Origin of the sequence: Microtetraspora sp. NBRC 16547, assembly GCF_030268965.1 — a bacterium.
Classification (GTDB): domain Bacteria; phylum Actinomycetota; class Actinomycetes; order Streptosporangiales; family Streptosporangiaceae; genus Microtetraspora.
Genome location: NZ_BSSE01000051.1, coordinates 1 through 23,182 on the forward strand (window position 1 = coordinate 1; position 23,182 = coordinate 23,182).

The following is a 23,182-nucleotide window of genomic DNA, read 5'->3' on the forward strand; positions in this document are numbered from 1 at the left end:
CGTGAGTTCAACGGCGAACATGACCACGTCCACCTACTGATCCACTACCCGCCGAAGGTCGCCCTGTCCAAACTGGTCAACAGTCTCAAGGGCGTTTCGGCACGGCTCCTGCGCAAGGAGTATGCCGAACATGTCGGCAAGTATCTGTGGGGTGGACACTTCTGGTCGGGGTCCTATTTCGCCGGATCAGTCGGCGGCGCACCGCTCACGGCACTCGAGCAGTACATCGAGCAGCAGCAACGCCCACTGTGACCTGTGGGTGAAGGCACGCTCGCGCCCTAGCGGGCACTCCCGCGCGGGCCTTCACCCCTGGCCTGAAGGGCCGGAGCACTGGCCCGCATTTCGGTAGACCGGGCCCCTGGGCGGCGACGCGGTCGGCGCCGGCCCTTCGACCCGCACGCCGCCGTCGGCTCCGCATCCGGCCGCCAGCAGGGTCGCCGCGCAGATAAGGGCTGCTCGCTTCACGCCGTTCCTCATCAGGTGGAGATTGTGCGAACGGATCCGTGCCCCCGCTCCGGATCGCGGTTCACGGCGTGGGCAGGGAACCGACGAGCGCGTCGGCCGGGTCTCCGGGCTTGGGGAAGTCGCCGTCGACGTCGAACCGCGTGAAGTAGCGCGTGCCCTTCACGGTCGTGACGCCGCTCAGCGTGACCGTCGCCTCGTACTGCTTCTTCAGGCAGCCGGGCAGGCACCAGCTCCCGCTCAGCCCGCCGGTGCCGACCGCCCGGTCCGGTCCCCAGCTCTTCCAGGTGATCCCGTTCAGGACGCTGAACTCCGACAGGACCAGGTTCGCCGGGCGCTGGTCGTCCCGCCCCGCCTCGGCCCCGTGGAGATTCCTCACGTAGATGGGCGGGGCGGCCTGGGACGTCGTCGCCGTGACGGTGGGTTCCGCCCCGGGACGGCCCGCGGACTCCTCGCCCTTGGGCGTCGGCGCGCTCCCGCCCTGCCCGCATGCCGCTGCCATACCGAGCACCGCGACCGCCGCCGCGATCACGATCTTGCGCATGTCTCCTCCTCGTCTTCACACCCCGTGCGTACGGAGGCTTCCCTCCGTTCCCGCACGTGGACAACGTTAGGAGCGGCGTTTCTCGGCCGTCCGGCGGCTGTGTAACAGTCACCCATCGGCCCGTCGCCGTACGGCGCGGCACGCCGTGGGGCCCGGACCGGCGCCAGCGGCGGGCACGGAACCAGCGCTGGACCGGCGCTGGACCGGCGTGGGAACGGGATCAGGCTTCGGGAGAGGCGGCGGCGAGCTGGCCGCAGGCGCCGTCGATCTCGCGGCCACGCGTGTCGCGGACGGTGACCGCGACGCCGTGCGACTCCAGACGGCGGACGAAGGCGCGCTCGTCCTCGGGGCGCGAGGCGGTCCACTTCGAGCCCGGCGTGGGGTTCAGCGGGATGAGGTTGACGTGCGCCAGCTTGCCCTTGAGCAGGCGGCCGAGCAGGTCGGCCCGCCACTCCTGGTCGTTGATGTCCTTGATCAGGGCGTACTCGATGGAGACCCGGCGCTTGGTGCGCGCGGCGTAGTCCCAGGCCGCGCCGAGCACCTCGGCGACCTTCCACCGGGTGTTGATCGGCACCAGGGTGTCGCGCAGCTCGTCGTCGGGCGCGTGGAGGGACACCGCCAGCGTCACCGGCAGCCCCTCTCCCGCCAGCTTCTCGATCGCCGGGACCAGGCCCACGGTGGACACGGTGACGCCGCGCGCGGAGATCCCGAGCCCTTCGGGGGAGGGATCGACGAGCCGGTGGACCGCGCCGATCACGGCCTTGTAGTTGGCCATCGGCTCGCCCATGCCCATGAAGACGATGTTGCTCACCCGCGCGGGACCACCGGGCACCTCGCCTGCCGCGAGCGCGCGGGCTCCGGCGACGACCTGCTCGACGATCTCGGCGGTGGACATGTTCCGGGTCAGACCGGCCTGGCCGGTGGCGCAGAACGGGCAGTTCATGCCGCAGCCGGCCTGGGACGAGACGCACATCGTGACCCGGTCGGAATAGCGCATCAGCACCGACTCGACGAGGGAGCCGTCGAACAGCTTCCACAGCGTCTTGCGCGTCATGCCGCCGTCGCAGGTGATCTCACGTACGGAGGTCAGCAGCGACGGCATGAGCTGGGACACCAGCCGTTCGCGGGTCTCGCCCGGCAGGTCGGTCATCTGGTCGGGCGACGCGGTCAGCTTCGCGAAGTAGTGCCGGGAGAGCTGGTCGGCGCGGAACGGCTTCTCGCCCAACTCGGCGACCGCGGCACGGCGCTCGGCCATGGTCAGGTCGGCCAGGTGGCGCTGCGGCTTGGCACGGCGCGGCGCCACGAGGGTGAGCTGGGCGGCGTTCCTGGTCGGCTGCTCGCTCACGCGGTCACTTCCGATCTCTCGCTCATCTGGTCTGCCGGGTCTTCGGGGATCCGTCTCGGTCCGGGAGGCTCGCTCGCCGGCGTCCGGCGAGCCGTACCGGGTGCTCGCGGCCACCGTCGGGGGCCGGTCCGATCCCCGGCTGCGGAGCCCATCAGGGAGGGCCGCATCCGGGCCGGGGCGTCGCCGGGCGAACCCAGACGTCCTCGTAGCTTACCTTCGGGGTCCGCGCGGAACCGCCGGAGCGGTTCCAGTCAGATCCCCGTCAGGACGGGATGAACAGCTGCAGCAGCAGCCAGACGGGGACCAGGGTGAACAGCAGGGAGTCCAGGCGGTCCATCACACCGCCGTGGCCGGGCAGCAGCGTGCCCATGTCCTTGATGCCGAGATCTCTCTTGATCACCGACTCGATCAGGTCGCCCAGCGTGGCGCAGACGACCACGACGGCGCCGAGGACCGCGCCCTGCCAGTACGCCCCGTCCAGCAGGAAGTGGACGAGCAGCGCGCCCGCGACGACGCAGGCCGCGGCGGAACCGGCGAACCCCTCCCAGGTCTTCTTCGGGCTGATGACCGGCGACATCTTGTGCTTGCCGAAGAGAATTCCTGCGAAATATCCCCCGATATCACTGCAAACGGTGACAGCGACGAAGGTGACCACCCGATCCGGGCCGTTCTCGGGGACGAGCAACAACGCGACGAACCCGGCGAGCAACGCCGGATAGGTCGCGACGAGCACGCTGCCGGTGGCGTCACGGACGTAGCCGTCGATGCCCTGGAACATGCGCCAGGTCAGCACCGCCATCACGGTCAGCGCGTAGGCGCCGACGAGGGACACCGGCCCGCCCCAGTACGCGCCGCCGATCATGGCGGCCATACCGGCGAGCAGCGGGACGAGCGGCGCGCGGACGTCACGGGCCGCGAGCGCCCGGACCAGCTCGTGGACGCCCAGTCCCACGGCCGCCGCGACAACCACGAGGAAGACCACCTTGACGACGTACAGCGAGGCGATGACCAACGCGCCGAGCGCGACGCCGACCGCCACCGCGACCGGCAGGTTCCGGCCGGTACGGCTCCCGCCGGCCGCCGGGCCGGACACGGACCCGTTGGGTGAACCATTGGACGACCCGTTTCGGGGGGCGTCCCGCCCGTCGCTGGAGGAGGCGGCCATGTTCTCGGCCGAGTCCCGGTCGCCAGCAGCCGTTCCGTCCAACGCGTTCTACTCCCTATAACACGTGATCCTTGTGCCCTGCTGTTCGCGGGAACAGCACGGCACAAGGATCACGGCTGTGCCCAGGCGGTGCCTAGACTTCCAGCAGTTCGGCTTCCTTGTGCTTCAGCAGCTCGTCGATCTTGGCGACGTGCTTCTGGGTCAGGTCGTCGAGCTCCTTCACCGCGCGGTGGACCTCGTCCTCACCGGCCTCGCCGTCCTTGACCAGCTTGTCGAGGACCTCCTTGGCGTGGCGGCGAATGTTCCGCACGGAGACCCTGCTGTTCTCGGCCTTGTTGCGGGCGACCTTGATGTACTCCTTGCGGCGCTCCTCCGAGAGATCGGGGAAGACGACGCGGATCACGGCACCGTCGTTGCCCGGGTTGACGCCCAGGTCACTGTCCCGGATGGCCTTCTCGATCGAGGTCATCGCGCCCTTGTCGTAGGGCTGGATGAGGACCATGCGCGCCTCGGGGACGTGGAACGACGCGAGCTGCTGGATCGGGGTCGGCGATCCGTAGTAGTCCACGTTGATCTTGTTGAACATCGAGGGCGTGACGCGGCCGGTGCGGATGCCCGCGAAGTCTTCCTTGGCGACCGTCACCGCCTTGTCCATCTTCTCCTCGGCCTCGAGGAGGGTTTCGTCGATCACAGCGGCTCCCTATTTCCCTGCCGGACTCACCAGCGTGCCGATCTTCTCACCGCGGACCGCCCGCAGAATGTTGCCGTCGCCCATCAGGTCGAAGACCACGATGGGCAGGCCGTTGTCCATGCACAGGCTGATCGCCGTGGCGTCCATGACCCCGAGACCTCGCGTCAGCACCTCGCCGTATTCGAGCTGGTCGAACCGGACCGCGTCGGGGTTCTTGCGCGGGTCGGAGTCGTACACTCCGTCAACCTGGGTGCCCTTGAGCAGCGCCTCGGCGCCGACCTCCAGAGCGCGCTGCGCGGCGCAGGTGTCCGTGGAGAAGAACGGGGATCCGAGCCCGGCGCCGAAGATGACCACTCGGCCCTTCTCCAGGTGACGGATCGCGCGCCGGGGCAGGAACGGCTCGGCGACCTGCTGCATCGTGATCGCGGTCTGCACGCGGGTTTCGATGCCGCGCTTCTCGAGGAAGTCCTGCAGGGCGAGACAGTTGATCACTGTGCCGAGCATGCCCATGTAGTCGGCGCGGCCGCGGTCGATGCCGCGCTCCGACAGGGCGGCGCCCCGGAACATGTTGCCCCCGCCGACGACCACCGCGACCTGGACGCCCTCGCGGACGGCCTCGGCGATGGAGTCGGCGAGCTGGCCGACGACGGTCGGATCGATGCCGAGCGATTCGCCCCCGGCGAACGCCTCACCTGACAGCTTCAGCATCACCCGCTTCCATCGCAGCGGGCCGGACTGCGACGAAGCCGCCGGCGTAGCGGGTTGGTTGTTCTCCTGCACGACGGCGGCCTCCTCGGTGATTCTGCGGGTCAATGGGCTCCTGGCTCTTCGGGCCGTGTCCCTAGCCTAAGCCTGGCCGACCTTGTAGCGGGTGAAGGCCAGAACCTTGGCGCCCGCCTCCTCGGCGACCTTGGCGATGGACTTCTTGTTGTCCTTCACGAAGGCCTGCTCCAGCAGCGTGAAGTCCTTGTACCAGCCGTTGACCCGACCGTCGACGATCTTGCCGATGGCGGCCTCGGGCTTGCCCTCCTCGCGGGTCATCTCCTCGAAGAGCGCGCGCTCCTTGGCGATGACGTCGGCCGGAACCTCGGCCGGGCTGAGGAACTTGGGCGCCATCGCCGCGGCGTGCTGGGCGATGTCCTTGGCCACGTCCGGCTTGGCGCTGTCGAGCTGGACGAGCACGCCCACCGCCGGCGGGAGCTGCGGGTCGGTCTTGTGCATGTAGGAGCCGACGTAACCGCCCTCGAGCACCGAGAACCGGCGGATCTCGATCTTCTCGCCGAGCGCGGCGTTGGCCTCGTCGAGGAGCTCCTTGACAGTCTTGCCATTCAGCTCGGACTCGAGCAGGGTCGGCACGTCGCTCGGCCGAGTGGCGAGGATGTGCGCGACGACGTCGGCGGCGAGCGCCTGAAAGCGCTCACCCTTGGCCACGAAGTCGGTCTCGCAGTTGAGCTCGAGCAGAGCGGCGGCGGAGTCGCCCTCGTGCTTGACGGCGACAAGCCCGTTGGAGGCGGTTCGGGCCTCGCGCTTGCCGACATCCTTGGCGCCCTTGAGGCGCAGGAGCTCGACGGCGCGGTCGAAGTCGCCCTCGGACTCCTCGAGCGCCTTCTTGCAGTCCATCATGCCGGCGGCGGTCAGCTCGCGAAGCCGCTTGACGTCGGCCATGTTCACGGAAGCCATTGTCCTAATTTCCTCTTCGGAACCCTGGTAGGAAGTCGTTCCTGATCTCAGACGTCGACATGAGATCAGATGTCTCGTGGACGGGGTGGGCGCACCCGCTGGCGGACACGCCCACCCTGTGGCGCCTCCGGAGCCGTACGGCGGTGCCGTACCGGGCCCGGGACTAGGCCTGCTGCTCGCCCTCGGCGGCGGGGGCCTCAGTGGCCGGAGCCTCGGCGACCGGTGCCTCGGCGGCGGGGGCCTCGGCGGCCGGAGCCTCGGCAGCGGGGGCCTCGGCGGCCGGAGCCTCGGCAGCGGGGGCCTCGGCGGCGGCCTCGGCGGTCTCGGCGGCACCGGCGAGGAGCTCGCGCTCCCACTCGGCCAGCGGCTCGGCGGCGGCGACGCCCGCGGGCTTCTCGTCGCCGCGACCGGCGCCGGCGCGGGTCATCAGGCCGTCGGCGACCGCGTCGGCGATGACGCGGGTGAGGAGGCTGACGGCGCGGATGGCGTCGTCGTTACCCGGGATCGGGTAGTCGACCTCATCGGGGTCGCAGTTGGTGTCGAGGATCGCGACAACCGGGATGCCAAGCTTCTTGGCCTCGTTGATCGCGATGTGCTCCTTCTTGGTGTCCACGACCCAGATGGCGCTCGGGACGCGGGCCATGTCGCGGATGCCGCCGAGGGTGCGCTCCAGCTTCTCCTTCTCGCGGCGGCGCATCAGGAGCTCCTTCTTCGTGAGCCCGGAAGCGGCCACGTTGTCGAAGTCGAGCTCCTCCAGCTCCTTCAGACGCTGGAGCCGCTTGTGCACGGTCGAGAAGTTGGTGAGCATGCCGCCCAGCCAGCGCTGGTTCACGTACGGCATGCCGACGCGCGAGGCCTGCTCGGCGATGGACTCCTGAGCCTGCTTCTTCGTGCCGATGAACATGATGGAGCCGCCGTGCGCGACGGTCTCCTTCACGAAGTCGTACGCCCGGTCGATGAACGACAGCGACTTCTGCAGGTCGATGATGTAGATGCCGTTGCGCTCGGTGAAGATGAAGCGCTTCATCTTCGGGTTCCACCGACGGGTCTGGTGGCCGAAGTGAACGCCGCTCTCGAGCAGCTGTCGCATGGTGACGACAGGGGCCATGGTGATGGTCCTCCAGAACTCGGTTCCATGCGGGAGCCCGCGGCCCCCGCCCTGACGCCCCGAGCCGTTCCAGCCGGAAGAACCGGACCGATGGGACGGCTCGTGAGTGGGCGTGCGTATTCGGCCCGCATGCCGCAGGCCGTCGAACAGTCTACCCGGATCCGCCCCTACGGATGACCGGCGACTTGACTGTTCCGGCGCCACCCGGCAGGGCATTCCCGTCCGGAATGTCCGCCGCTCGATCAGCGGTCACGGGCCCGGTCCGCGCAGGGAACCGGCGGCATGTTCCGCCAGGTCACGAAGTCGCCGGGTCGCCCTTGACCCGGCGCAGGGCGGAGGCGCCCGCGGCCGCCTCATTTGGACCCGGACCGGACCTGCGCGGCGCTCTGGGGAACATGCGAAGGTGGATCTCCGCCAGCCGGGCCCCGGACGGCGCGTCCTCGGCCGCGCGCTCGGTCACGCGGTACGGACGGATCAGCTCGTTGATCCGCTCCGCGATGTCCCGCAACTCTTCGGCGTCCACGCGCAGCACCGCGTGGGTGAGCCAGGCGGCGCTCCTCCACTCGCGGGACTCCAGATCCGAGTTGGTCAGGTAGTCGCCGAGCCGTTGGTTGGTCTCCGCCAGGATCGACTCGATCACGGCGTTCTGCGCCTCGATGACGTCGGGCGACTCGTCCTCCGGGGACTGGAATCCCCATGACCGCTGCAACGCCCGCCAGACGCGCTCCCTGCCGTCCCCCCGGGGCGGCGCGTCCGCCACGAACCCGTGCTTGGCCAGCTGGCGCAGATGGTAGCTGCACGCGCTCGGGGAGAGCCCGGTGACCTGCGCGCACTCGGTCGCCGTGGCGGGCCCCTCCGTCTGGAGCCGGCTCAGGATGGCCAGCCGCGCGGGATGCGCCATCGCACGAAGGACCCCGACATCGGTGACCTGCCGGTACCCCTCCGGCTCTGAGCTCGTCATGCCTCCCAACGCTACCGCCTGCCAGATATGAAGTATTGCTTTCACAATTATGAAGCGTTAGCTTCACATCTGTGACGACTCCCCTGATCCCCCTCCGTCGCCAGCGGGACTACCGGCTTCTCTGGTCCGCCCGCGCCATCTCCGAGACCGGAAGCGAGGTCGCCAGGTTGGCCGTGCCACTGACGGCCGCCCTGGCGCTGAACGCCTCCCCGATCCAGATGGGCGTGCTCACCGCCGCCTCGACGTTCCCGTTCCTTCTGGTCGGCCTGCCGTCCGGCGCCATGGCCGACCGCGTGGCCCGCCGCAGGCCGGTGATGGTGGTGTGCGAGCTGATCGCCGGCATCGCGGCCCTGTCGGTGCCGGTCGCCTGGCTGGCCGGGCTGCTCACCGTTCCCTGGTTGATCACCGTCGCCTTCGCGATCGGCGTGTGCACAGTGGTGTTCCGCGCGTTCAACACGCCGCACCTCGCGACCGTGGTCGCGGAGCCCCAGCGGACGGCGGCCATCGCCGGTTTCCAGTCGGTCTTCTCCGTCGCCCAGATGGGCGGGCCCGGCCTGGCGGGACTGCTCGTGGCCACGCTCACCGCGCCCATCGCGATCGTCGTCAACGCGGTCTCGTTCCTGGTGTCCGCGTTCTGCCTGCGGGGCATCCGCACACCCGAGAACGGCACCACCACCAAGGGACGCGGGCTCGCGCAGGAGATCTCCGAAGGCCTGCGCGTCCTCATGAACCACGGCGTGCTGCGCGCGCTGTGCGCCACCGGAATGATCGTCAACGTGCTGGGTGCGGCCGAAATGGCGCTCTTCGTGCTGTTCGCGGTGAACGTCCTGGGCCTGCCCGGCCCCCTGGTGGGCATCGCGGCGATCGGCTTCGGCCTCGGCGGCCTGATCGGGGCCGCGATCGCACCCAGGCTCGCCGGCCGGTTCGGCGAGAACCGGGTGCTTCTCGGCTCCGTGCTCTTCTTCCCCATCGGGTTCACGGCGACGGCTACGGCGGGCGGCCCCCTCTGGCTCGTCATCTGCCAGCTCGGTGCCGCCGAGGTGATCACCGGCGTGGCCATCGTGTGCTACAGCGTCTGCGCGGGCTCCGTCACCATGCGCGAGGCACCGGAGGGGCTGCTCGGCCGGGTCAACGCCACGACCAACTTCGCCACCCAGGGAGTCATGGCACTGGGCGGCGTGCTCGGCGGCGTGCTCGGCCAGTTGCTCGGGCTGCGTCCCGCCCTCTGGCTCTGCGCGGCGGGGTCGCTGCTCTGCATCGTCAGCCTGTGGCTGTCGCCCATCCGGCGGAATGCTCGCCCCAGCGCGGCGGAGGACTCGCCCGGCACGGCTTCGCGCCCTCGATCCGCCTCGGCCTCACATCCGTGAGCGGGCCGAAGGCGCTGCCCATGCGCGCCAGCGGGTCTGTCCACAGGTAGGCGGATTTCCACAGACGGGCATCACGCCCCTCGGCACGGGCCCGCGGTGGGCGAATGTCTCGGACTGGAGGTGGTTCCATGGCCGCGAAGGATGAGCTGGGCAGGCAAGGCGAGGAGCTCGCCGCGGATTTTCTCAGATCGAGAGGCGTCTCCGTCCTCGCCCGCAACTGGCGGTGCAAGGAGGGCGAGATCGACATCGTCGCGCGCGACGGGCGTGCGCTGGTCGTCGTCGAGGTCAAAACCCGCTCGGGGCGCAGCCACGGCACGGCCTATGAGGCGGTCGGCCACGCCAAACTGCTCCGGCTGCGCTCACTCGCCGCCCGCTGGCTGGCCGGCCAGCAGGAACGGTTCGACTCCGTCCGGGTCGACGTGATCGCTCTCGAACGGTTCGCCGGTGACTTCGCGATCCGCCACGAGCGCGGGGTGATCTGACATGGTCGTAGCACGCACCCGTTGCGTCACACTGATCGGCGTCACCGGCCACATCGTCGAGGTCGAGGCGGACGTCGGCCACGGACTGGCCGGCACGCATCTCATCGGCTTGCTGGACACCGCCGTCAACGAGGCCCGTGACCGGGTCAGGTCGGCGCTGCTGAACAGCCGCTTCGGGTGGCCGGACGCGCGGATCACGATCAGCCTGTTCCCGGCCAGCCTGCCCAAGCGGGGCTCGGTCTTCGACCTGGCCATCGCGATCGCCGTGCTCGGTGCCGCGGGGGCGGTTCCCGCGCAGCGCATCGCCCGGCCGTTCTTTCTCGGCGAGCTGGGACTGGACGGCAAGATCCGGCCGGTGCGAGGCGTGCTGCCCGCCGCGCTCGCTGCGGCGCGAGCCGGAGCGAGCACGATCGTGGCGCCCTCGCTGAACGCGGCGGAGGCGGCGCTCGTCCCGGAACTCACCGTGGTACCGGCCGCGAACCTGGCCGAGCTGGTGGAGTGGCTGCGGGAGGACGAGCTCCACCGGCTGCCGATCGCGACCGAGATGGCCTCTGCGGGCGGCGACGAAAGCGTCTCCCCCGGCGAGGGCGACGGACGGGATCTGGACCTCCGAGATGTCGCGGGCCAGGCGACCGGCCGCAAGGCGCTGGAGGTCTGTGCGGCCGGAGGGCACAACCTGTGGATGCTCGGCCCTCCCGGCACCGGCAAGACCATGCTGGCCGAACGACTGCCGACGCTTCTGCCCTCTCTGCAGTGCGAGCAGGCCCTGGAGGTCACGGCGATCCACTCCGTGGCGGGCACGCTGCCACCGGGCCGGCCCTTCCTGGTCCGGCCGCCCTTCGTGGCACCGCATCACACCGCTACCGTGGCGGCCGTCGTGGGCGGCGGAAGCGGCCTGGTGCGGCCCGGCGCGGTCTCCCTCGCGCACCAGGGGGTTCTCTTCCTGGACGAGGCGCCCGAATTCTCGGCCAACGTCCTCGACTCACTGCGCCAACCCCTCGAATCCGGCGAGGTCACGGTGGCCCGAGCGGCCGGCACGGTGACGTTTCCCGCCCAGTTCATGCTCGTTCTCGCCGCCAACCCGTGCCCCTGCGGCGAGGCGGGCACCCCCGGTCGTCCCTGCCGCTGCACACCCACCGCGCGCAGGCGCTATCTGGGGCGGCTCTCCGGGCCGCTGCTCGACCGGATCGACGTGAAGGTCCGGGTCGCCCGCGCCACTCGGGCCGAGCTGATGGCGGACCGGCACGTCGCCGAGTCGAGCGCGGTCGTGGCGCGGCGGGTGCTCGCGGCCCGCGAGCGCGCACGCAAGCGCCTGGCCGGCACGCCCTGGCGGAACAACGCGGAAGTCGGTTCGGCTGCGCTTCATACCGACTTCCGTTTGCCGACCCGCGCGCTCGCGCCCCTGCATCGGGGGCTCGACCTCGGGACGCTGAGTGCCAGAGGCGTCGATCGTGTCATTCGCGTGGCGTGGACGCTCGCGGATCTGGAGGGCAAAGACCGCCCGGGCGAACCCGAGACTTCGGCCGCCCTCGCGATGTGGCTGGGGGTGGACTGATGCCGGCCTCCTCCGAAGACCAACGCATCCTCGCCGACGACCTGCTCGCGCGCAGCCACTCTGACCACCCTCACAACGCGGGCGGAGACGGACCGATGCCCACGCCCTCCACGACCGGGGGCTCCTCCGAGGACAACGCGCCGTCGAGCCATGCCTCGGAGGAGGAATCGCTGGCCTGCGTCGCTCTCATGCGGATGGCCGAGCCCGGAGATCGGGTGATGGGCAGGCTGATCGGGTGGTACGGCGCCCCATCCGCAGCGGACCAGGCACGACGAGGTGTCCTCGATCCGGAGTTCGTCTCGGCGGAAACCAGGCGGGCCCGAGCCGCGGGGCGCCTGCCCGCGCTGGATCGGGTCGCCGCATCGTGGGCGGCTCGCTACACCGATCCCGTCCGTGATCTCGCTGAAGGGCGTGATCAAGGCGCCCGGCTTGTCGTTCCGGGAGATCCGGAGTGGCCCACACAGCTCGACGATCTCGGTGACACGCGTCCGTACGCGTTGTGGGTCCACGGGCAGGTCAACCTGCGATTCGCCTGCCTGCGCTCGGTGGCCGTCGTCGGGGCCAGAGCGGCCACGGCGTACGGCGCGCAGGTGGCGGCCGAACTGGCCTCCGGACTCGGCGACCGACGGTGGACCGTGATCAGCGGCGGCGCGTACGGCATCGACGCCGCCGCGCACCGGGGCGCCCTCGCGAGCGGGATGCCGACCGTCGTCGTTCTGGCCTGCGGCACGGACGTCTGCTACCCCACGGCCCATCAGGACCTGTTCCGCGTGGTGCGATCTCAGGGCGTCGTGATCAGCGAGGTTCCCATGGGCTCCCGCCCGACACGTCCGCGCTTCCTGGTGCGGAACCGGTTGATCGCCGCGCTCTCACGGGGAACCGTCGTTGTGCAGGCCGCCGTGCGGAGCGGCGCGCTCAACACCGCCGCCCATGCCACCGAGCTGAACCGGCATCTGATGGCGGTACCCGGACCGATCACCCTGGAAGTGTCCGAAGGTTGCCACGAGCTCATCCGGCAGGGACGCGCCGTCTGCGTGACCTCGGTCCAGGAGATCACCGAACTGGTCGGGACGATCGGCGGCGACCTCGCCTTGGAACGGCGCGGCCCCGTCCATCCTCGTGACGGGCTGAACGACGAGACCAGACGGGTCCTCGAAGCGGTTCCCAGCCGCATCGGGGCCGGTCCCGCGGCGATCGCCGTCTCCGCGGGAGTGGATCTCCCCACCGCGTTGAGCTGCCTCGGCAGGCTCGCCGTGGCCGGTTTCGTGGAGCAGACCGACCGAGGCTGGCGACTGCGACGGGAACCGGACCGGTGAGACACGTGAACAAGATCACGGATCGGGCAGGTCGGTACCATGACTCCCATGGCCGACGGCGTCTTCCACGGCACGACCCCTCACCCGAACCCCGGCCGCCCACCCGTCCCCCGCCTCCCTGGCGGCGTAGCCCCAGGACACGAGGCTCCGGACAGCGGCGCTCCGACGGGCGAAGCCTTGGCGGAACGGATCCCGGGATCACCCGAAACCACATCCCACTTCCTTCGGGATACGACCGCCTCGTTCGAGACCGTGCTCGCCGAGTTCGAACGGCATCTGCGGCTGGAGCGGGATCTCTCCTCGCACACCGTCCGCGCGTACAAAGGCGACGTGACCACGCTGCTCGGTCACCTCCGCTCGGCCGGACACGACCACCTCGGCGCTCTCGACGTCGTCATCCTTCGCGAGTGGCTCGGCGGGCAGCACCAGGCCGGGCGCTCGCGAGCCACGCTCGCGCGCCGCTCCGCCTGTGCGCGTGCCTTCACTGCCTTCTGCCATCGCCGGGGCTGGCTGGCGAGTGATCCCGGGCTGCTACTGGGCACCGCGAAGTCACCCCGTCGTCTGCCCACGATCCTCAGCCAGGACGAGGCGAGGGCCGTCCTGGACCGGAGTGACGCGACCCGCACGCGGGCTTCCAGCGCTCCCCACGGTCCCGGGAGTTCGAAGAATGAGGTCTCCCGGAGCTCCGAGGCATCCCCAAGGTCTGAGACGTCGCGGAGGTCTGAGGCGCCACAGGGATCTGGCGGTCCGAAGGAACTGCGGGACACCGCGATGCTCGAACTGCTCTACGCCACCGGTATGCGGGTCGGCGAGCTGTGCGGCCTCGATGTCGACGACGTGGACCGCGACCGCAATACCATCCGCGTCCTGGGCAAGGGACGCAAGGAACGGATCGTGCCGTTCGGCCTACCCGCGCTGAGGACCTTGGACGCCTGGTGCGTGCGGGGTCGGCCATTGTGGATCCGCGAGGGCACCGGCCCGGCGCTGTTCCTCGGAGTCCGCGGCGGCCGGATCGATCAGGGAACCGTGCGGAGGGTGGTCCACACCCGGCTTGCCGAGGTCGAGGGCGCCCCGGACATGGGACCACACGGGCTGCGGCACACCGCCGCGACCCATCTCCTCGAGGGTGGCGCGGACCTGCGCAGCGTCCAGGAGATGCTCGGCCACGCGTCCCTGGCCACCACCCAGATCTACACTCACGTCTCGATCGAGCGTCTCCGCACCGTCTATCGCCAAGCCCATCCCCGCGCGTGACTTCACGGTCAGATCCAGGCAGCCCAACGCGCTCAAAGCATGCGCCTGCCCCGGGCCTCTTTCGCGAGTACTTTCGCGGGTTGGCTGGCTGATCGAGCCGTCCGACATCGTGAAGGCCGCGATCCAGGCAGCCCGGCGCTCAAGGCACGCGGCCCGCTGCCAGCGGCAGCAGGCGGACCTGGCCGAGGCCGAGCAGGAGCAGAGGGTCCAGATAGACATCTCCGCGAAGGAGACCCCAGTGCAGGCAAGGCGTCGGGCAATGACCGCGAAGATCCTCGGCGGTGCCTATCGGCGCCCCAGCCTTCACGACGTCGCCCGGATGGACCGACGCCCGGACGGGCATGTACGTCGTCCGCAAGCCGCCCGGATGGATCACGGTCACGACCCCGCGCCCGGCCAGCGGAGCCGCGTATCCCACGACTCCCGGCCCTGCCGAGCGAACGGTCTCGCCGGGCAGCACCCCGACGTCCACCCCCCGATGCCCGGCCAGCCACCGCTCAGGGGGCGGCTGGAACCGCCTGATCAGGACCGGGCGGCCCCCCAGCGGCCACTGCCAGCGCGGCGAGTCTCCGACGGTGTGAGCCGGGAGCGGCCACGCGAGAAGGGCCGCCATCGCGGCCAGGAAGCGCATGGCAGCAGGATGGCCCAACGAATCGGCGCCCTCACCGACCGGGCGGCGTCCTGTGGACAGCTCGGTTGTCCACAGGACGAGGGCCGCGAGCGCGTCTGCGGCCCGCACCCGCTCGCGCAGGCCCACCAGGCCGGTCCCCCGCTCTCCGCAGGGGCCGAACCGAGGAAGTAAGGACCGGTCCTCAGTGCCACAGGGCCTGAGTTTCCCAACCCGGCAGCCTCACTCCAGAAGCCTTCACGATCAGCGCCGCTGTCGCCGGTGACCAGATGGCCGACCATTCAGCCGGCCGGAGCCGGTCGTCAGCCGGCCGTCAGCCGGCCGTCAGCCGGCCGTCAGCTGGAGAAGCCCTCCTTGGGCATTTCGAGGTCCGGCTTGGCGAGTTCCTCGACGTTGACGTCCTTGAACGTCACGACCCGGACGTTCTTCACAAACCTGGCCGGCCGGTACATGTCCCAGACCCAGGCGTCCTGCATCTTCACGTCGAAGAAGACGTCGCCGTTCTCCGCGGTGCGGACGTCGAGATCGACGGAATTGGTGAGATAGAAGCGCCGCTCGGTCTCGACGACGTAGGTGAACAGCCCGACCACGTCGCGGTACTCCCGGTAGAGCTGCAACTCCATCTCGGTCTCGTATTTTTCGAGATCCTCTGCGCTCATTCCGGTCCTCCTGTTTCGCACCCCGCCAAGGCCGCATGGTCAGACGACACCGGCCTCAGCTCCATTCTCTCGCATCTTCTCGTCCTTCTCCGTCAGACCGCGGCGCACCACGACGGCGACGGCGGTGCGCGTCCCCGTGACGGTCACGAAGGAGAACCGGTGATGCGGAGTGGGACCGTGGTCGGCCAGCGCCCGTCGATGGGCCGGCGTCACATATCCCTTGTGCACGGCGAAGCCGTACTCGGGATGGACGTCGTCCAGAGAGCGCATCAACCTGTCCCGGGTCACCTTCGCCACGATCGAGGCGGCCGCAACGCACGCGGCCACCTGGTCACCCTTCCAGATCGCCAGGGACGGCGCCGGAAGGCCGGGCACGGGGAAGCCGTCGATCAGCACGTATCCCACGTCGATCCCGAGCCCCGCGACGGCGCGGCGCATCCCGGCGATGTTGCTTCGGTGCAGGCCGCGAGCGTCGATCTCCTCTGGAGGGATGACGACGACGCTCACCGCGCGCGCCTTCGCCGCGATCAGGTCATACAGCCGCTCACGCTTGGCGGGGGACAGCAGTTTGGAATCGCTCAGCCCCTCGATCTCGCGTCCGAGGACGACCGCGGCCACCACCAGCGGTCCCGCGCAGGCACCACGCCCGGCCTCGTCCACACCGGCGACCGGCGTGAAGCCTCGCCGAGCCAGTGCGCGCTCGTAGCCGTAAAGTCCCGAATCCCGCCGAACGACGCTCGGACGCGGGCGATACGCAACTGTCATGACGAACAGCAGCGTACGCCCCATTCCGCCCGGGCGGTACGGCACCGGCCGCGTGACGCCGCCGGAGGTCAGTGGACCTTCGAGAACGTCTCCGGCCGGGAGAGGAGGCCGAAGCGGGAGAACGGCCAGTACCGGACGAAGGCCCGGCCGACCAGGTCGTCCTCCGAGATCGTGCCCTTGAAGGCGTTGTCCATGTACGCCCGGGAGTCGCGGGAGTTGTTGCGGTGGTCGCCCATCAGCCAGACCCGGCCCGGCGGAACCTTGACCTCAAACTGCCGTTTTGACGGATAGACACCGGGATAGAGGTACACGTCCTCCTCATCCAAGGGCGTCCCGTTCACCGTGATCCGGCGCTCGGCGTCACAGCACTTCACCGTGTCGCCGCCTTTGCCGATCACCCGCTTGATGGTGTCCTCGCCGTCCCATCCCTTGAAGACCACGATGTCGCCCCGCTCCACGTCGCCGAACTTGTAGGCGAGTTTGTTCACCGCGACCCTGTCGTTGATCAGCAGTGTGTTCTCCATCGACTCGGACGGGATGTAGAACGACTGCATCACGAACAGGTGCACCAGCAGGGCCACGACGACACCGCCCAGCGTGAACAGGATGGTGTCGCGCCAGCCGGAGGACTTCTTCGCGGGGGGATCCTTCTCTTCGGTCATGGTCACCTGCGGCAGGCTATCGTCTTCGGCGGAGGCGTCGTCTAAGAGCCACCAGCGGGACCGCGCCCGCGAACCCGGCCACCACCGGAGCCGCTCCGCCCAGCGCCCCGACGGCGTGCAGAGCCGGCTGGTTGAACGTTTCGGGGATCGGCAGGACCTTGGCCCGGTCGAACGGCCACACGATCACGAAAGCCCGGCCGATCACCTGGTCGATCGGGATGGTGCCGGCGCCGCGGTCGCCCTGGTGGGACCGCGAGTCCAGCGAGACCGACCGGTGGTCGCCCATCACCCAGAGCCGCCCCTCCGGCACGGTGACCTTGAACTCCGACAGCGAGGGTACGTCGCCGGGATAGAGGTAGGACTTCTCGTCGATCGGCGTCCCGTTGACGGTGATCCGTCCCTTGGCGTCACAGCACTTCACCGTGTCGCCGGGGACCCCGATGACCCGCTTGATGTAGTCCTTCTCGCCGGGGATCACGCCGAAGGAGGTGCCCACCCAGCGGAAGAACCCGACGAGCGGGTTGGCCGGCTCTTGGTACGGCACCTCGCCCTCCCAGGAGTCGACCCCCGAGAAGACCACCACGTCGCCGCGCTCGATGTCGCGTACGTGGTAGACGAGCTTGTTGACGAGGACCCGGTCGTTGACCAGCAGGGTGTTCTCCATCGACTCGGATGGGATGTAGAACGCCTGGACCACGAAGGACTTGATGAGCAGGGCCAGCACAAGGGCGACCACGACGAGAACGGGTAGTTCCTTCCAGAAGGAACCCTTTTTCTCCCTGCCGTCACCGGCGGCGGCCTGCTGGGTGTCTTCCGCGACCACTTCCACCCCGTCCTCGACCGGGCGGCGCGTGCCGGACCCCGGTACCTCGCTAGTCATCGCTGCTGAGCCTAAATGATGTCCCTGACCGTGACCGCCGCCGACTCGGCATCATCACGGAAAAGAAAATGGCCCGTACCACAGGGGGTACGGGCCACCACGTTCGCTCGCCTTACTTGGCGGCCGGAACCGCTTCGCGCTTCTCGCGGATGCGGGCGGCCTTGCCGCGCAGGTCGCGCATGTAGTACAGCTTGGCCCGGCGGACGTCACCACGGGTCACGACGACGATCTTCTCGATCACCGGGCTGTGAACCGGGAAGGTGCGCTCGACACCGACGCCGTAGCTGACCTTGCGGACGGTGAAGGTCTCCCGAACACCGCCACCCTGGCGGCGCAGGACGAAGCCCTTGAACACCTGGATACGGGACCGGTTGCCTTCGACGACGCGGACGTGGACCTCCAGCGTGTCACCCGGGCGGAAAGCCGGTACGTCGCTGCGGAGGGCAGCCTTCTCGAGCTCCTGGATCTGCGTGTGCATGACAGCGGTTCCTCATTGACATGAGCGCACGGAGGTCCACCCGGCCGGGGCCACAGGCTCGGCGACGAGGGGGACACGCGCGCTTGGCTTGATACGTCTTGGGGGCCGGATCTCCGCCCGGCCATGCCGCCACGGTGAAGTCGGCAGCAGCGATTCAGTCTGCCACATCTTCCGCCTTCACGCGAAACGAAGCGCGTGTCACGTTCAGGCGGTGGGCGGACCGGCCTGCCCGCGGATCTCGTCGAGGACTACCCGGTCGCGCTTGTCGAGGCCGTCCGGGTCCAGCCGGGCGATCAGCTCGGGCCTCTTCGCCGCGGTCCGGCGAAGCGCCTCGTCGCGGCGCCAGCGGGCGATCTTCCCGTGGTGGCCGGACAGGAGGATCTCCGGCACGTCGTGGCCGCGCCAGGAGGGGGGCTTGGTGTAGACGGGGCCTTCGAGCAGGTTCTCCATCGCGCCCGGCGCGAACGAGTCGTCGGCCACGGAGGCCGCGTTGCCCAGCACGCCGGGCAGCAGCCGGCCGACGGCCTCGACCATGACCAGCACCGCCGCCTCGCCTCCGGCGAGGACGTAGTCGCCGATGCTGACCTCGTCCACCCGTAGGCGGGAGCCGTACTCGGCCATGACGCGGGAGTCGATCCCCTCGTAGCGGGCCGGGGTGAACAGCAGCCAGGGCTCCTTGGCGTATTCCAGCGCCACTTCCTGGGTGAACGACCGCCCGCTCGGCGTCGGCACGATCATCCTCGGCGCGAGGACGCCCTCCGGCGCGGCCTCTCCTGAGGTGTGCCCGGCGTCCCCTGGGGCTCCGGTCTCCGCTGTTGCTCCGGCGTCCCCCGGGGCTCCGGTCTCCCCTGTCCCGCGCGCTCTTTCGGCGAGGGCGGCGCCGATGACGGCGTCGATCGCCTCGCCCCAGATCTCGGGTTTCATCACCATGCCCGGCCCGCCGCCGTACGGTGTGTCGTCCACGGTCCGGTGCACGTCGTGCGCCCAGTCGCGGAGCTGGTGGAGGCGGATGTCGAGGATGCCGCGCTCGCGCGCCTTGCCCATGAGCGAGACGTCCAGCGGGGCGAAGTACTCCGGGAAGATCGAGATGATGTCGACGCGCATCTATTCGACCTCGTCGAGGTCCAGCAGCCCGGGGGGCGCGTTCACCACGAGCACGCCCTTCTCCAAGTCGATCTCGGGGACCAGTGCCTTGACGAACGGCACGTACGCCTCGGCGCGGGAGGGGCGGCGCACCACGAGCAGGTCCTGGCCGTGATGCAGCACGTCGGCGACCTCGCCGACCGGCTCGCCGGCGACGGTGACCACGGTGAGGCCGATCAGCTGGTGGTCGTGGAACTCGTCCGGATCCTCGGTCGGCGGGAGGTCGGCCGAGTCGATCACGAGCAGCGTGCCGCGCAGCGCCTCGGCGGCGTCGCGGTCGTCAACTCCGGCCAGGCTGAGCAGCAGGATGTCCTTGTGCCAGCGGGCGCCCTCGACCTCCAGCGGTCCGGCGGAGGCGGGGTCGGTGGCGAGAGCCGTTCCCGGGGTGAAGCGCAGCTCCGGGTCGTCGGTGCGCACCTCGACGGTGACCTCACCGCGGACCCCGTGCGGTCGGCCGATCCTGCCAACGACTAGCTGCACTTCTCGTCTTCCTCCGATCATGCCGGAAAGCAAGCCGGGGGACCCCCTGGCGAGGGTCCCCCGGGTGTGAGGTTCTCCTTAGCGGGCCTCGTTCAGGTCGACCAGGTCGACCCGGACGTACTTGCCGTCGGACAGCGCGTTGACGACGGTGCGCAACGCCTTGGCCGTACGGCCCCCGCGGCCGATGACCTTGCCGAGGTCGTCGGGATGGACCCGGACCTCGAGGACGCGCCCGGTGCGGATGCGACGGGCACGAACCCGGACCTCGTCGGGATGCTCGACGATGCCCTTAACCAGGTGCTCGAGGGCCTCCTCGAGCACCTCAGGCCTCGCCTTCCGACTTCTCCTCGCCGGCCGCGGCCTCGGTGACTTCGGCGGCCTCGTCGGCCTTCACGGACTTCTTGGCCTTCTTCGGCGTGGTGGCGGCGGTGCCGGTGTCACCGGACAGCGCCTCCTTGGCCGCGGCCTCGTAGATGGCGTGACGGTCGGGCTTCGGCTCGGCCACCAGCAGCGGCGCCGGGGCGGGCTCGCCCTTGAACTTCTGCCAGTCGCCGGTGAGCTTGAAGATCTTCAGGACCGGGTCGGTCGGCTGCGCGCCGACGCCCAGCCAGTACTGCGCCCGGTCGGAGTCGACCTCGATGCGCGAGGGGTTCTCCTTCGGGTGGTACAGACCGATCTCCTCGATCGCCCGGCCGTCACGCTTGGTGCGGCTGTCGGCGACGACGATGCGGTACTGCGCGTTGCGGATCATGCCGAGCCGCTTGAGCTTGATCTTGACTGCCACGGGTGTGGTCTCTCCTGCTTCAGAGCGTGGGTGAGCGGTATCACATCGAGTGGGGCACGACGCGAACCCGCCCGAGGGACAGGCGTGACTGGCGGGGTTGAGAGGGCACCCGCGTGGCCACGATGTTCCAACATGACATTCTGCCAGACGATCCGGGGTGCTCGACGTCAGCCCGGCCCTGTCCGGCGCGAACAAAACCCTGAGGTCAGGCATCCAACATGGCATGGAGCGAACCAACCGTACAGCCCGTGTCGTGACCGTCTCGGCGGTGGCCGCGAGTCTCGCCTTCTCGACCGCCTGCGGCTCCGTGGACGCGCGGACCTCCGGCGCCGCGTCGGCGGTCGCGCGCACCACCCCCGCCGTGCAGGGCGCGCGGGAAAGGGTGACCGCACCCGGAACGCCATCGCCGGGAACGTCGTCACCGGGAATTTCATCGCCGAGAGTGGCCGCGCTCGAGACCGCCGCACGGGCCGCCACCGCACCGGCTGCCGCACCAGCCGCCGCACCGGCCGCCGCTGCCGCCCCCACCGCGCCGAGCCGGTGCCGTACCGGCGCGCTCAGGGCGCGGATCGGCATGTCGGACGCGGGGGCGGGCCAGCGGTACGCGCCTCTGGTGCTCACCAACACCGGCTCGCGGAGCTGCTGGGTCTACGGCTTCGTCGGCCTGATCATGATCGACGGCAACGGCGACGCGCTGCGCACCAGGACCCGCAGGGAGAGCGTCCACCCATCCCGCGTCACGCTACGGCCCGGAGCCGGCGCGCACGCGCGCCTGCACTGGACGGTCGTGCCGACCGGAAAGGAGACCACCTGTCCCACGTCGGCACGACTGATGATCATCCCGCCGGACGAGGTCGCGCACCTCGAGATCCCCTTCGACGCCATGGTCTGCGGCGACGGAAGGATCGACGTCAGGCCGATGGAGCCGGGGACCCGGCTCTGATCACTTCTTGGGGAACTTCAGCTTGGACGGGTCGAACCCGGGCGGCAGCTCAAGCCCGGGCGGCAGCTGGCCGGCGCCTAGCCTGCCCAGCGCTCCGAGACCGGGCACGCCGTCCGCGCCCGCGCCATCCGCGCCCGCGCCATCCGCGCCCGCGCCGTCCGCGCCCGCCTTGCCCAGCGCCGCCTTGCGGGGGTCGCCGCTGACCCGACGGCCCTTCTTGGCCTTCTGCGCCTTCTGCGCCTTGCCCCGGCCCGGCATGCCGGGGATGCCGAGCCCCTGCGTCATCCGCTTCATCATCTTCTGCGCGTCGAAGAAGCGGACGACGAGGTTGTTCACCTCGGTGACCGTGACGCCGGAGCCCTTGGCGATGCGGGCCCGCCGCGAACCGTTGATGATCTTGGGGTCCTGCCGCTCGCCGGGGGTCATGGACCGGATGATCGCGGCGATGCGGTCGAGGTCTCGATCGTCGACCTGGTTGAGCTGGTCACGCATCTGCCCCATGCCGGGCATCATGCCGAGCAGGTTCTTGATCGGGCCCATCCGGCGGACCATCATCATCTGCTCGAGGAAGTCGTCGAGCGTGAAACCCTCGCCCGAGGCGAGCTTGCCCGCCATCTTGGCGGCCTCGGCCTCGTCGAACGTCTTCTGCGCCTGCTCGATCAGGGTGAGGATGTCACCCATGTCGAGGATCCGGCCGGCCATGCGGTCGGGGTGGAAGGCGTCGAAGTCCTCGAGCTTCTCACCGGTGGACGCGAACATGATCGGGCGGCCGGTGATGTGCCGGACCGAGAGGGCGGCGCCACCCCGGGCGTCGCCGTCGAGCTTGGTCAGCACGACGCCGTCGAAGCCGACACCGTCCATGAACGCCTGGGCGGTGTTCACCGCGTCCTGACCGATCATGGCGTCGACGACGAAGAGCACCTCGTCGGGCCTGACCGCGTCGCGGATGTCCGCGGCCTGCTTCATCATCTCCTGGTCGATGCCCAGGCGGCCGGCGGTGTCGATGACCACGACGTCGTGCTGCTGCCGCTTGGCGTGATCGATCGACTCGCGGGCGACGGCGATGGGGTCGCCCACGCCGTTGCCGGGCTCCGGCGCGTAGACCGCCACGCCCGCGCGCTCGGCCACCACCGCGAGCTGCTGGACCGCGTTGGGTCGCTGCAGGTCACACGCGACGAGCAGCGGCGCGTGGCCCTGGTCGCGCAGCCACTTGCCCAGCTTGCCCGCGAGCGTCGTCTTACCGGCACCCTGCAGACCCGCCAGCATGATGACGGTCGGCGGGTTCTTGGCGTAGCGCAGCCGCCGGGTCTCGCCACCCAGGATGTCGATCAGCTCGTCATTGACGATCTTGACGACCTGCTGGGCGGGGTTCAGCGCCTGGGAGACCTCGGCCCCGCGCGCCCGCTCCTTGACCTGAGCGACGAATGCCTTGACCACTGGCAGCGCGACGTCCGCCTCGAGCAGCGCGATGCGGATCTCGCGGCAGGTCGCGTCGATGTCGGCGTCGGAAAGCCTGCCCTTGGACCGCAGGGAGGAGAAGACCGAAGTCAGCCGGTCGGAAAGCGTCTCGAACACGTGTTGGCCAGCCTCGAAGCGAATGGACGGTAAAGAGCTCGGGTCCCAGCCTAGCCGCCGGTACGGCATGCGTGCCCGAGCGCGTGCCGCGTCACCAGCCGCCGCCACTGCCGACGTGCGCGGTGAGAGCGTGCTCGACCAGGGTGATGAGCGCGCTCTTGACCGACTCGCGGGTGCGGGCGTCGGTGCGCACGATGGGGACATGCGCGGAGAGACTCAGCGCCTCACGGACCTCGTTCTCACTGTGCGGGTACT

The 23,182-nt window shown here is 69.8% G+C and carries 26 protein-coding genes; 7 read left to right on the plus strand and 19 right to left on the minus strand.

Features of this window, described 5'->3' with window-relative positions:
- Nucleotides 1-252 (plus strand): IS200/IS605 family transposase (gene tnpA, locus QSK17_RS34845; protein WP_285710770.1); only part of this gene is annotated, 252 nt, incomplete at its 5' end.
- A gap of 274 nt (nt 253-526) precedes the next feature.
- Here tnpA and QSK17_RS34850 read toward each other — a convergent pair.
- From QSK17_RS34850 to QSK17_RS34885, 8 genes are all read right to left on the minus strand, one after another.
- Entirely contained in the window at nt 527-1,006 is a 480-nt protein-coding gene (locus tag QSK17_RS34850) for a hypothetical protein (protein ID WP_285710774.1), read from the minus strand.
- A 220-nt stretch (nt 1,007-1,226) separates the two neighbouring features.
- A complete protein-coding gene (gene rlmN / locus QSK17_RS34855; protein WP_285710776.1) occupies nt 1,227-2,351 on the minus strand; it encodes a dual-specificity RNA methyltransferase RlmN in 1,125 nt (374 codons plus the stop codon).
- A 262-nt stretch (nt 2,352-2,613) separates the two neighbouring features.
- Nucleotides 2,614-3,516 (minus strand): phosphatidate cytidylyltransferase, encoded by a 903-nt coding sequence (locus QSK17_RS34860; RefSeq protein ID WP_502889347.1) that lies wholly within the window; start codon nt 3,514-3,516, stop codon nt 2,614-2,616.
- A gap of 133 nt (nt 3,517-3,649) precedes the next feature.
- Nucleotides 3,650-4,207, minus strand: coding sequence for a ribosome recycling factor (frr, locus tag QSK17_RS34865; protein ID WP_285710781.1), 558 nt, complete (start codon nt 4,205-4,207; stop codon nt 3,650-3,652).
- Nucleotides 4,208-4,216: 9 nt separating this feature from the next.
- Nucleotides 4,217-4,915, minus strand: a complete 699-nt coding sequence (gene pyrH, locus QSK17_RS34870) for a UMP kinase (protein ID WP_285710822.1) — start codon at nt 4,913-4,915, stop codon at nt 4,217-4,219.
- Between the two features lie 138 nt (nt 4,916-5,053).
- Nucleotides 5,054-5,887, minus strand: coding sequence for a translation elongation factor Ts (tsf, locus tag QSK17_RS34875; protein WP_285710783.1), 834 nt, complete (start codon nt 5,885-5,887; stop codon nt 5,054-5,056).
- Nucleotides 5,888-6,050: 163 nt separating this feature from the next.
- Entirely contained in the window at nt 6,051-6,995 is a 945-nt protein-coding gene (gene rpsB, locus QSK17_RS34880) for a 30S ribosomal protein S2 (RefSeq protein WP_285710785.1), read from the minus strand.
- Between the two features lie 295 nt (nt 6,996-7,290).
- Nucleotides 7,291-7,956: an ArsR/SmtB family transcription factor gene (locus tag QSK17_RS34885; protein WP_285710787.1), complete on the minus strand. Its 666-nt coding sequence runs from the start codon at nt 7,954-7,956 to the stop codon at nt 7,291-7,293.
- 71 nt (nt 7,957-8,027) lie between these two features.
- Here QSK17_RS34885 and QSK17_RS34890 point away from each other — a divergent pair, with 71 nt between their 5' ends.
- The 5 genes from QSK17_RS34890 (at nt 8,028) to QSK17_RS34910 (ending at nt 13,930) form a co-directional block, all read left to right on the plus strand.
- On the plus strand, nt 8,028-9,323 hold the full coding sequence (locus tag QSK17_RS34890; protein ID WP_285710789.1) for an MFS transporter: 1,296 nt from the start codon (nt 8,028-8,030) through the stop codon (nt 9,321-9,323).
- 128 nt (nt 9,324-9,451) lie between these two features.
- The gene (locus QSK17_RS34895; RefSeq protein WP_285710792.1) at nt 9,452-9,805 is read left to right on the plus strand and encodes a YraN family protein; all 354 of its coding nucleotides are present in this window, start codon (nt 9,452-9,454) and stop codon (nt 9,803-9,805) included.
- A 1-nt stretch (nt 9,806) separates the two neighbouring features.
- Nucleotides 9,807-11,360, plus strand: a complete 1,554-nt coding sequence (locus QSK17_RS34900) for a YifB family Mg chelatase-like AAA ATPase (protein WP_285710795.1) — start codon at nt 9,807-9,809, stop codon at nt 11,358-11,360.
- On the plus strand, nt 11,360-12,676 hold the full coding sequence (dprA, locus tag QSK17_RS34905) for a DNA-processing protein DprA (RefSeq protein ID WP_285710797.1): 1,317 nt from the start codon (nt 11,360-11,362) through the stop codon (nt 12,674-12,676). Before QSK17_RS34900 ends, dprA begins: the two co-directional genes overlap by 1 nt.
- A 48-nt stretch (nt 12,677-12,724) precedes the next feature.
- Nucleotides 12,725-13,930, plus strand: a complete 1,206-nt coding sequence (locus tag QSK17_RS34910) for a tyrosine recombinase XerC (protein ID WP_352231897.1) — start codon at nt 12,725-12,727, stop codon at nt 13,928-13,930.
- A gap of 139 nt (nt 13,931-14,069) precedes the next feature.
- On the opposite strand, the gene QSK17_RS34915 is transcribed toward QSK17_RS34910, so the two are convergent.
- From QSK17_RS34915 to rpsP, 10 genes are all read right to left on the minus strand, one after another.
- Nucleotides 14,070-14,687, minus strand: a complete 618-nt coding sequence (locus QSK17_RS34915) for a murein hydrolase activator EnvC family protein (RefSeq protein ID WP_285710799.1) — start codon at nt 14,685-14,687, stop codon at nt 14,070-14,072.
- A 206-nt stretch (nt 14,688-14,893) separates the two neighbouring features.
- Nucleotides 14,894-15,217, minus strand: a complete 324-nt coding sequence (locus QSK17_RS34920; protein ID WP_030511723.1) for a DUF2469 domain-containing protein — start codon at nt 15,215-15,217, stop codon at nt 14,894-14,896.
- A gap of 39 nt (nt 15,218-15,256) precedes the next feature.
- Nucleotides 15,257-15,982 carry a ribonuclease HII gene (locus tag QSK17_RS34925; protein WP_285710804.1) on the minus strand — a complete coding sequence of 242 codons (726 nt, stop codon included), beginning with the start codon at nt 15,980-15,982 and terminating at the stop codon, nt 15,257-15,259.
- 68 nt (nt 15,983-16,050) lie between these two features.
- Nucleotides 16,051-16,644: a signal peptidase I gene (gene lepB / locus QSK17_RS34930; protein ID WP_285710827.1), complete on the minus strand. Its 594-nt coding sequence runs from the start codon at nt 16,642-16,644 to the stop codon at nt 16,051-16,053.
- A 16-nt stretch (nt 16,645-16,660) separates the two neighbouring features.
- A complete protein-coding gene (gene lepB / locus QSK17_RS34935; RefSeq protein ID WP_285710806.1) occupies nt 16,661-17,524 on the minus strand; it encodes a signal peptidase I in 864 nt (287 codons plus the stop codon).
- 112 nt (nt 17,525-17,636) lie between these two features.
- Nucleotides 17,637-18,002, minus strand: coding sequence for a 50S ribosomal protein L19 (gene rplS, locus QSK17_RS34940; RefSeq protein ID WP_285710808.1), 366 nt, complete (start codon nt 18,000-18,002; stop codon nt 17,637-17,639).
- Between the two features lie 204 nt (nt 18,003-18,206).
- Nucleotides 18,207-19,106 carry a tRNA (guanosine(37)-N1)-methyltransferase TrmD gene (trmD, locus tag QSK17_RS34945; RefSeq protein WP_285710809.1) on the minus strand — a complete coding sequence of 300 codons (900 nt, stop codon included), beginning with the start codon at nt 19,104-19,106 and terminating at the stop codon, nt 18,207-18,209.
- The gene (gene rimM, locus QSK17_RS34950) at nt 19,107-19,625 is read right to left on the minus strand and encodes a ribosome maturation factor RimM (RefSeq protein ID WP_285710811.1); all 519 of its coding nucleotides are present in this window, start codon (nt 19,623-19,625) and stop codon (nt 19,107-19,109) included.
- Nucleotides 19,626-19,703: 78 nt separating this feature from the next.
- Nucleotides 19,704-19,946 carry an RNA-binding protein gene (locus tag QSK17_RS34955; protein WP_285710813.1) on the minus strand — a complete coding sequence of 81 codons (243 nt, stop codon included), beginning with the start codon at nt 19,944-19,946 and terminating at the stop codon, nt 19,704-19,706.
- A gap of 1 nt (nt 19,947) precedes the next feature.
- Nucleotides 19,948-20,409, minus strand: a complete 462-nt coding sequence (rpsP, locus tag QSK17_RS34960; RefSeq protein ID WP_285710815.1) for a 30S ribosomal protein S16 — start codon at nt 20,407-20,409, stop codon at nt 19,948-19,950.
- Between the two features lie 223 nt (nt 20,410-20,632).
- On the opposite strand from rpsP, the gene QSK17_RS34965 reads away from it, so the two are divergent.
- Nucleotides 20,633-21,352: a DUF4232 domain-containing protein gene (locus tag QSK17_RS34965; protein WP_285710817.1), complete on the plus strand. Its 720-nt coding sequence runs from the start codon at nt 20,633-20,635 to the stop codon at nt 21,350-21,352.
- Here QSK17_RS34965 and ffh read toward each other — a convergent pair whose 3' ends face one another.
- Complete coding sequence (gene ffh / locus QSK17_RS34970) at nt 21,353-22,927, minus strand: signal recognition particle protein (protein ID WP_285710819.1); 1,575 nt, start codon at nt 22,925-22,927, stop codon at nt 21,353-21,355.
- Nucleotides 22,928-23,182: the final 255 nt, after the last annotated feature.

Coding starts and splice junctions, on each gene's coding strand:
- lepB (WP_285710806.1), bottom strand. CDS start 17,524: ATGACTAGCGAGGTACCGGGGTCCGGCACGCGCCGCCCGGTCGAGGAC.
- lepB (WP_285710827.1), bottom strand. CDS start 16,644: ATGACCGAAGAGAAGGATCCCCCCGCGAAGAAGTCCTCCGGCTGGCGC.
- QSK17_RS34885 (WP_285710787.1), bottom strand. CDS start 7,956: ATGACGAGCTCAGAGCCGGAGGGGTACCGGCAGGTCACCGATGTCGGG.
- dprA (WP_285710797.1), top strand. CDS start 11,360: ATGCCGGCCTCCTCCGAAGACCAACGCATCCTCGCCGACGACCTGCTC.
- pyrH (WP_285710822.1), bottom strand. CDS start 4,915: ATGCTGAAGCTGTCAGGTGAGGCGTTCGCCGGGGGCGAATCGCTCGGC.
- QSK17_RS34925 (WP_285710804.1), bottom strand. CDS start 15,982: ATGACAGTTGCGTATCGCCCGCGTCCGAGCGTCGTTCGGCGGGATTCG.
- tsf (WP_285710783.1), bottom strand. CDS start 5,887: ATGGCTTCCGTGAACATGGCCGACGTCAAGCGGCTTCGCGAGCTGACC.
- QSK17_RS34965 (WP_285710817.1), top strand. CDS start 20,633: ATGGAGCGAACCAACCGTACAGCCCGTGTCGTGACCGTCTCGGCGGTG.
- QSK17_RS34920 (WP_030511723.1), bottom strand. CDS start 15,217: ATGAGCGCAGAGGATCTCGAAAAATACGAGACCGAGATGGAGTTGCAG.
- trmD (WP_285710809.1), bottom strand. CDS start 19,106: ATGCGCGTCGACATCATCTCGATCTTCCCGGAGTACTTCGCCCCGCTG.
- rplS (WP_285710808.1), bottom strand. CDS start 18,002: ATGCACACGCAGATCCAGGAGCTCGAGAAGGCTGCCCTCCGCAGCGAC.
- QSK17_RS34910 (WP_352231897.1), top strand. CDS start 12,725: ATGGCCGACGGCGTCTTCCACGGCACGACCCCTCACCCGAACCCCGGC.
- rpsB (WP_285710785.1), bottom strand. CDS start 6,995: ATGGCCCCTGTCGTCACCATGCGACAGCTGCTCGAGAGCGGCGTTCAC.
- QSK17_RS34860 (WP_502889347.1), bottom strand. CDS start 3,516: ATGGCCGCCTCCTCCAGCGACGGGCGGGACGCCCCCCGAAACGGGTCG.
- QSK17_RS34895 (WP_285710792.1), top strand. CDS start 9,452: ATGGCCGCGAAGGATGAGCTGGGCAGGCAAGGCGAGGAGCTCGCCGCG.
- QSK17_RS34900 (WP_285710795.1), top strand. CDS start 9,807: ATGGTCGTAGCACGCACCCGTTGCGTCACACTGATCGGCGTCACCGGC.
- QSK17_RS34850 (WP_285710774.1), bottom strand. CDS start 1,006: ATGCGCAAGATCGTGATCGCGGCGGCGGTCGCGGTGCTCGGTATGGCA.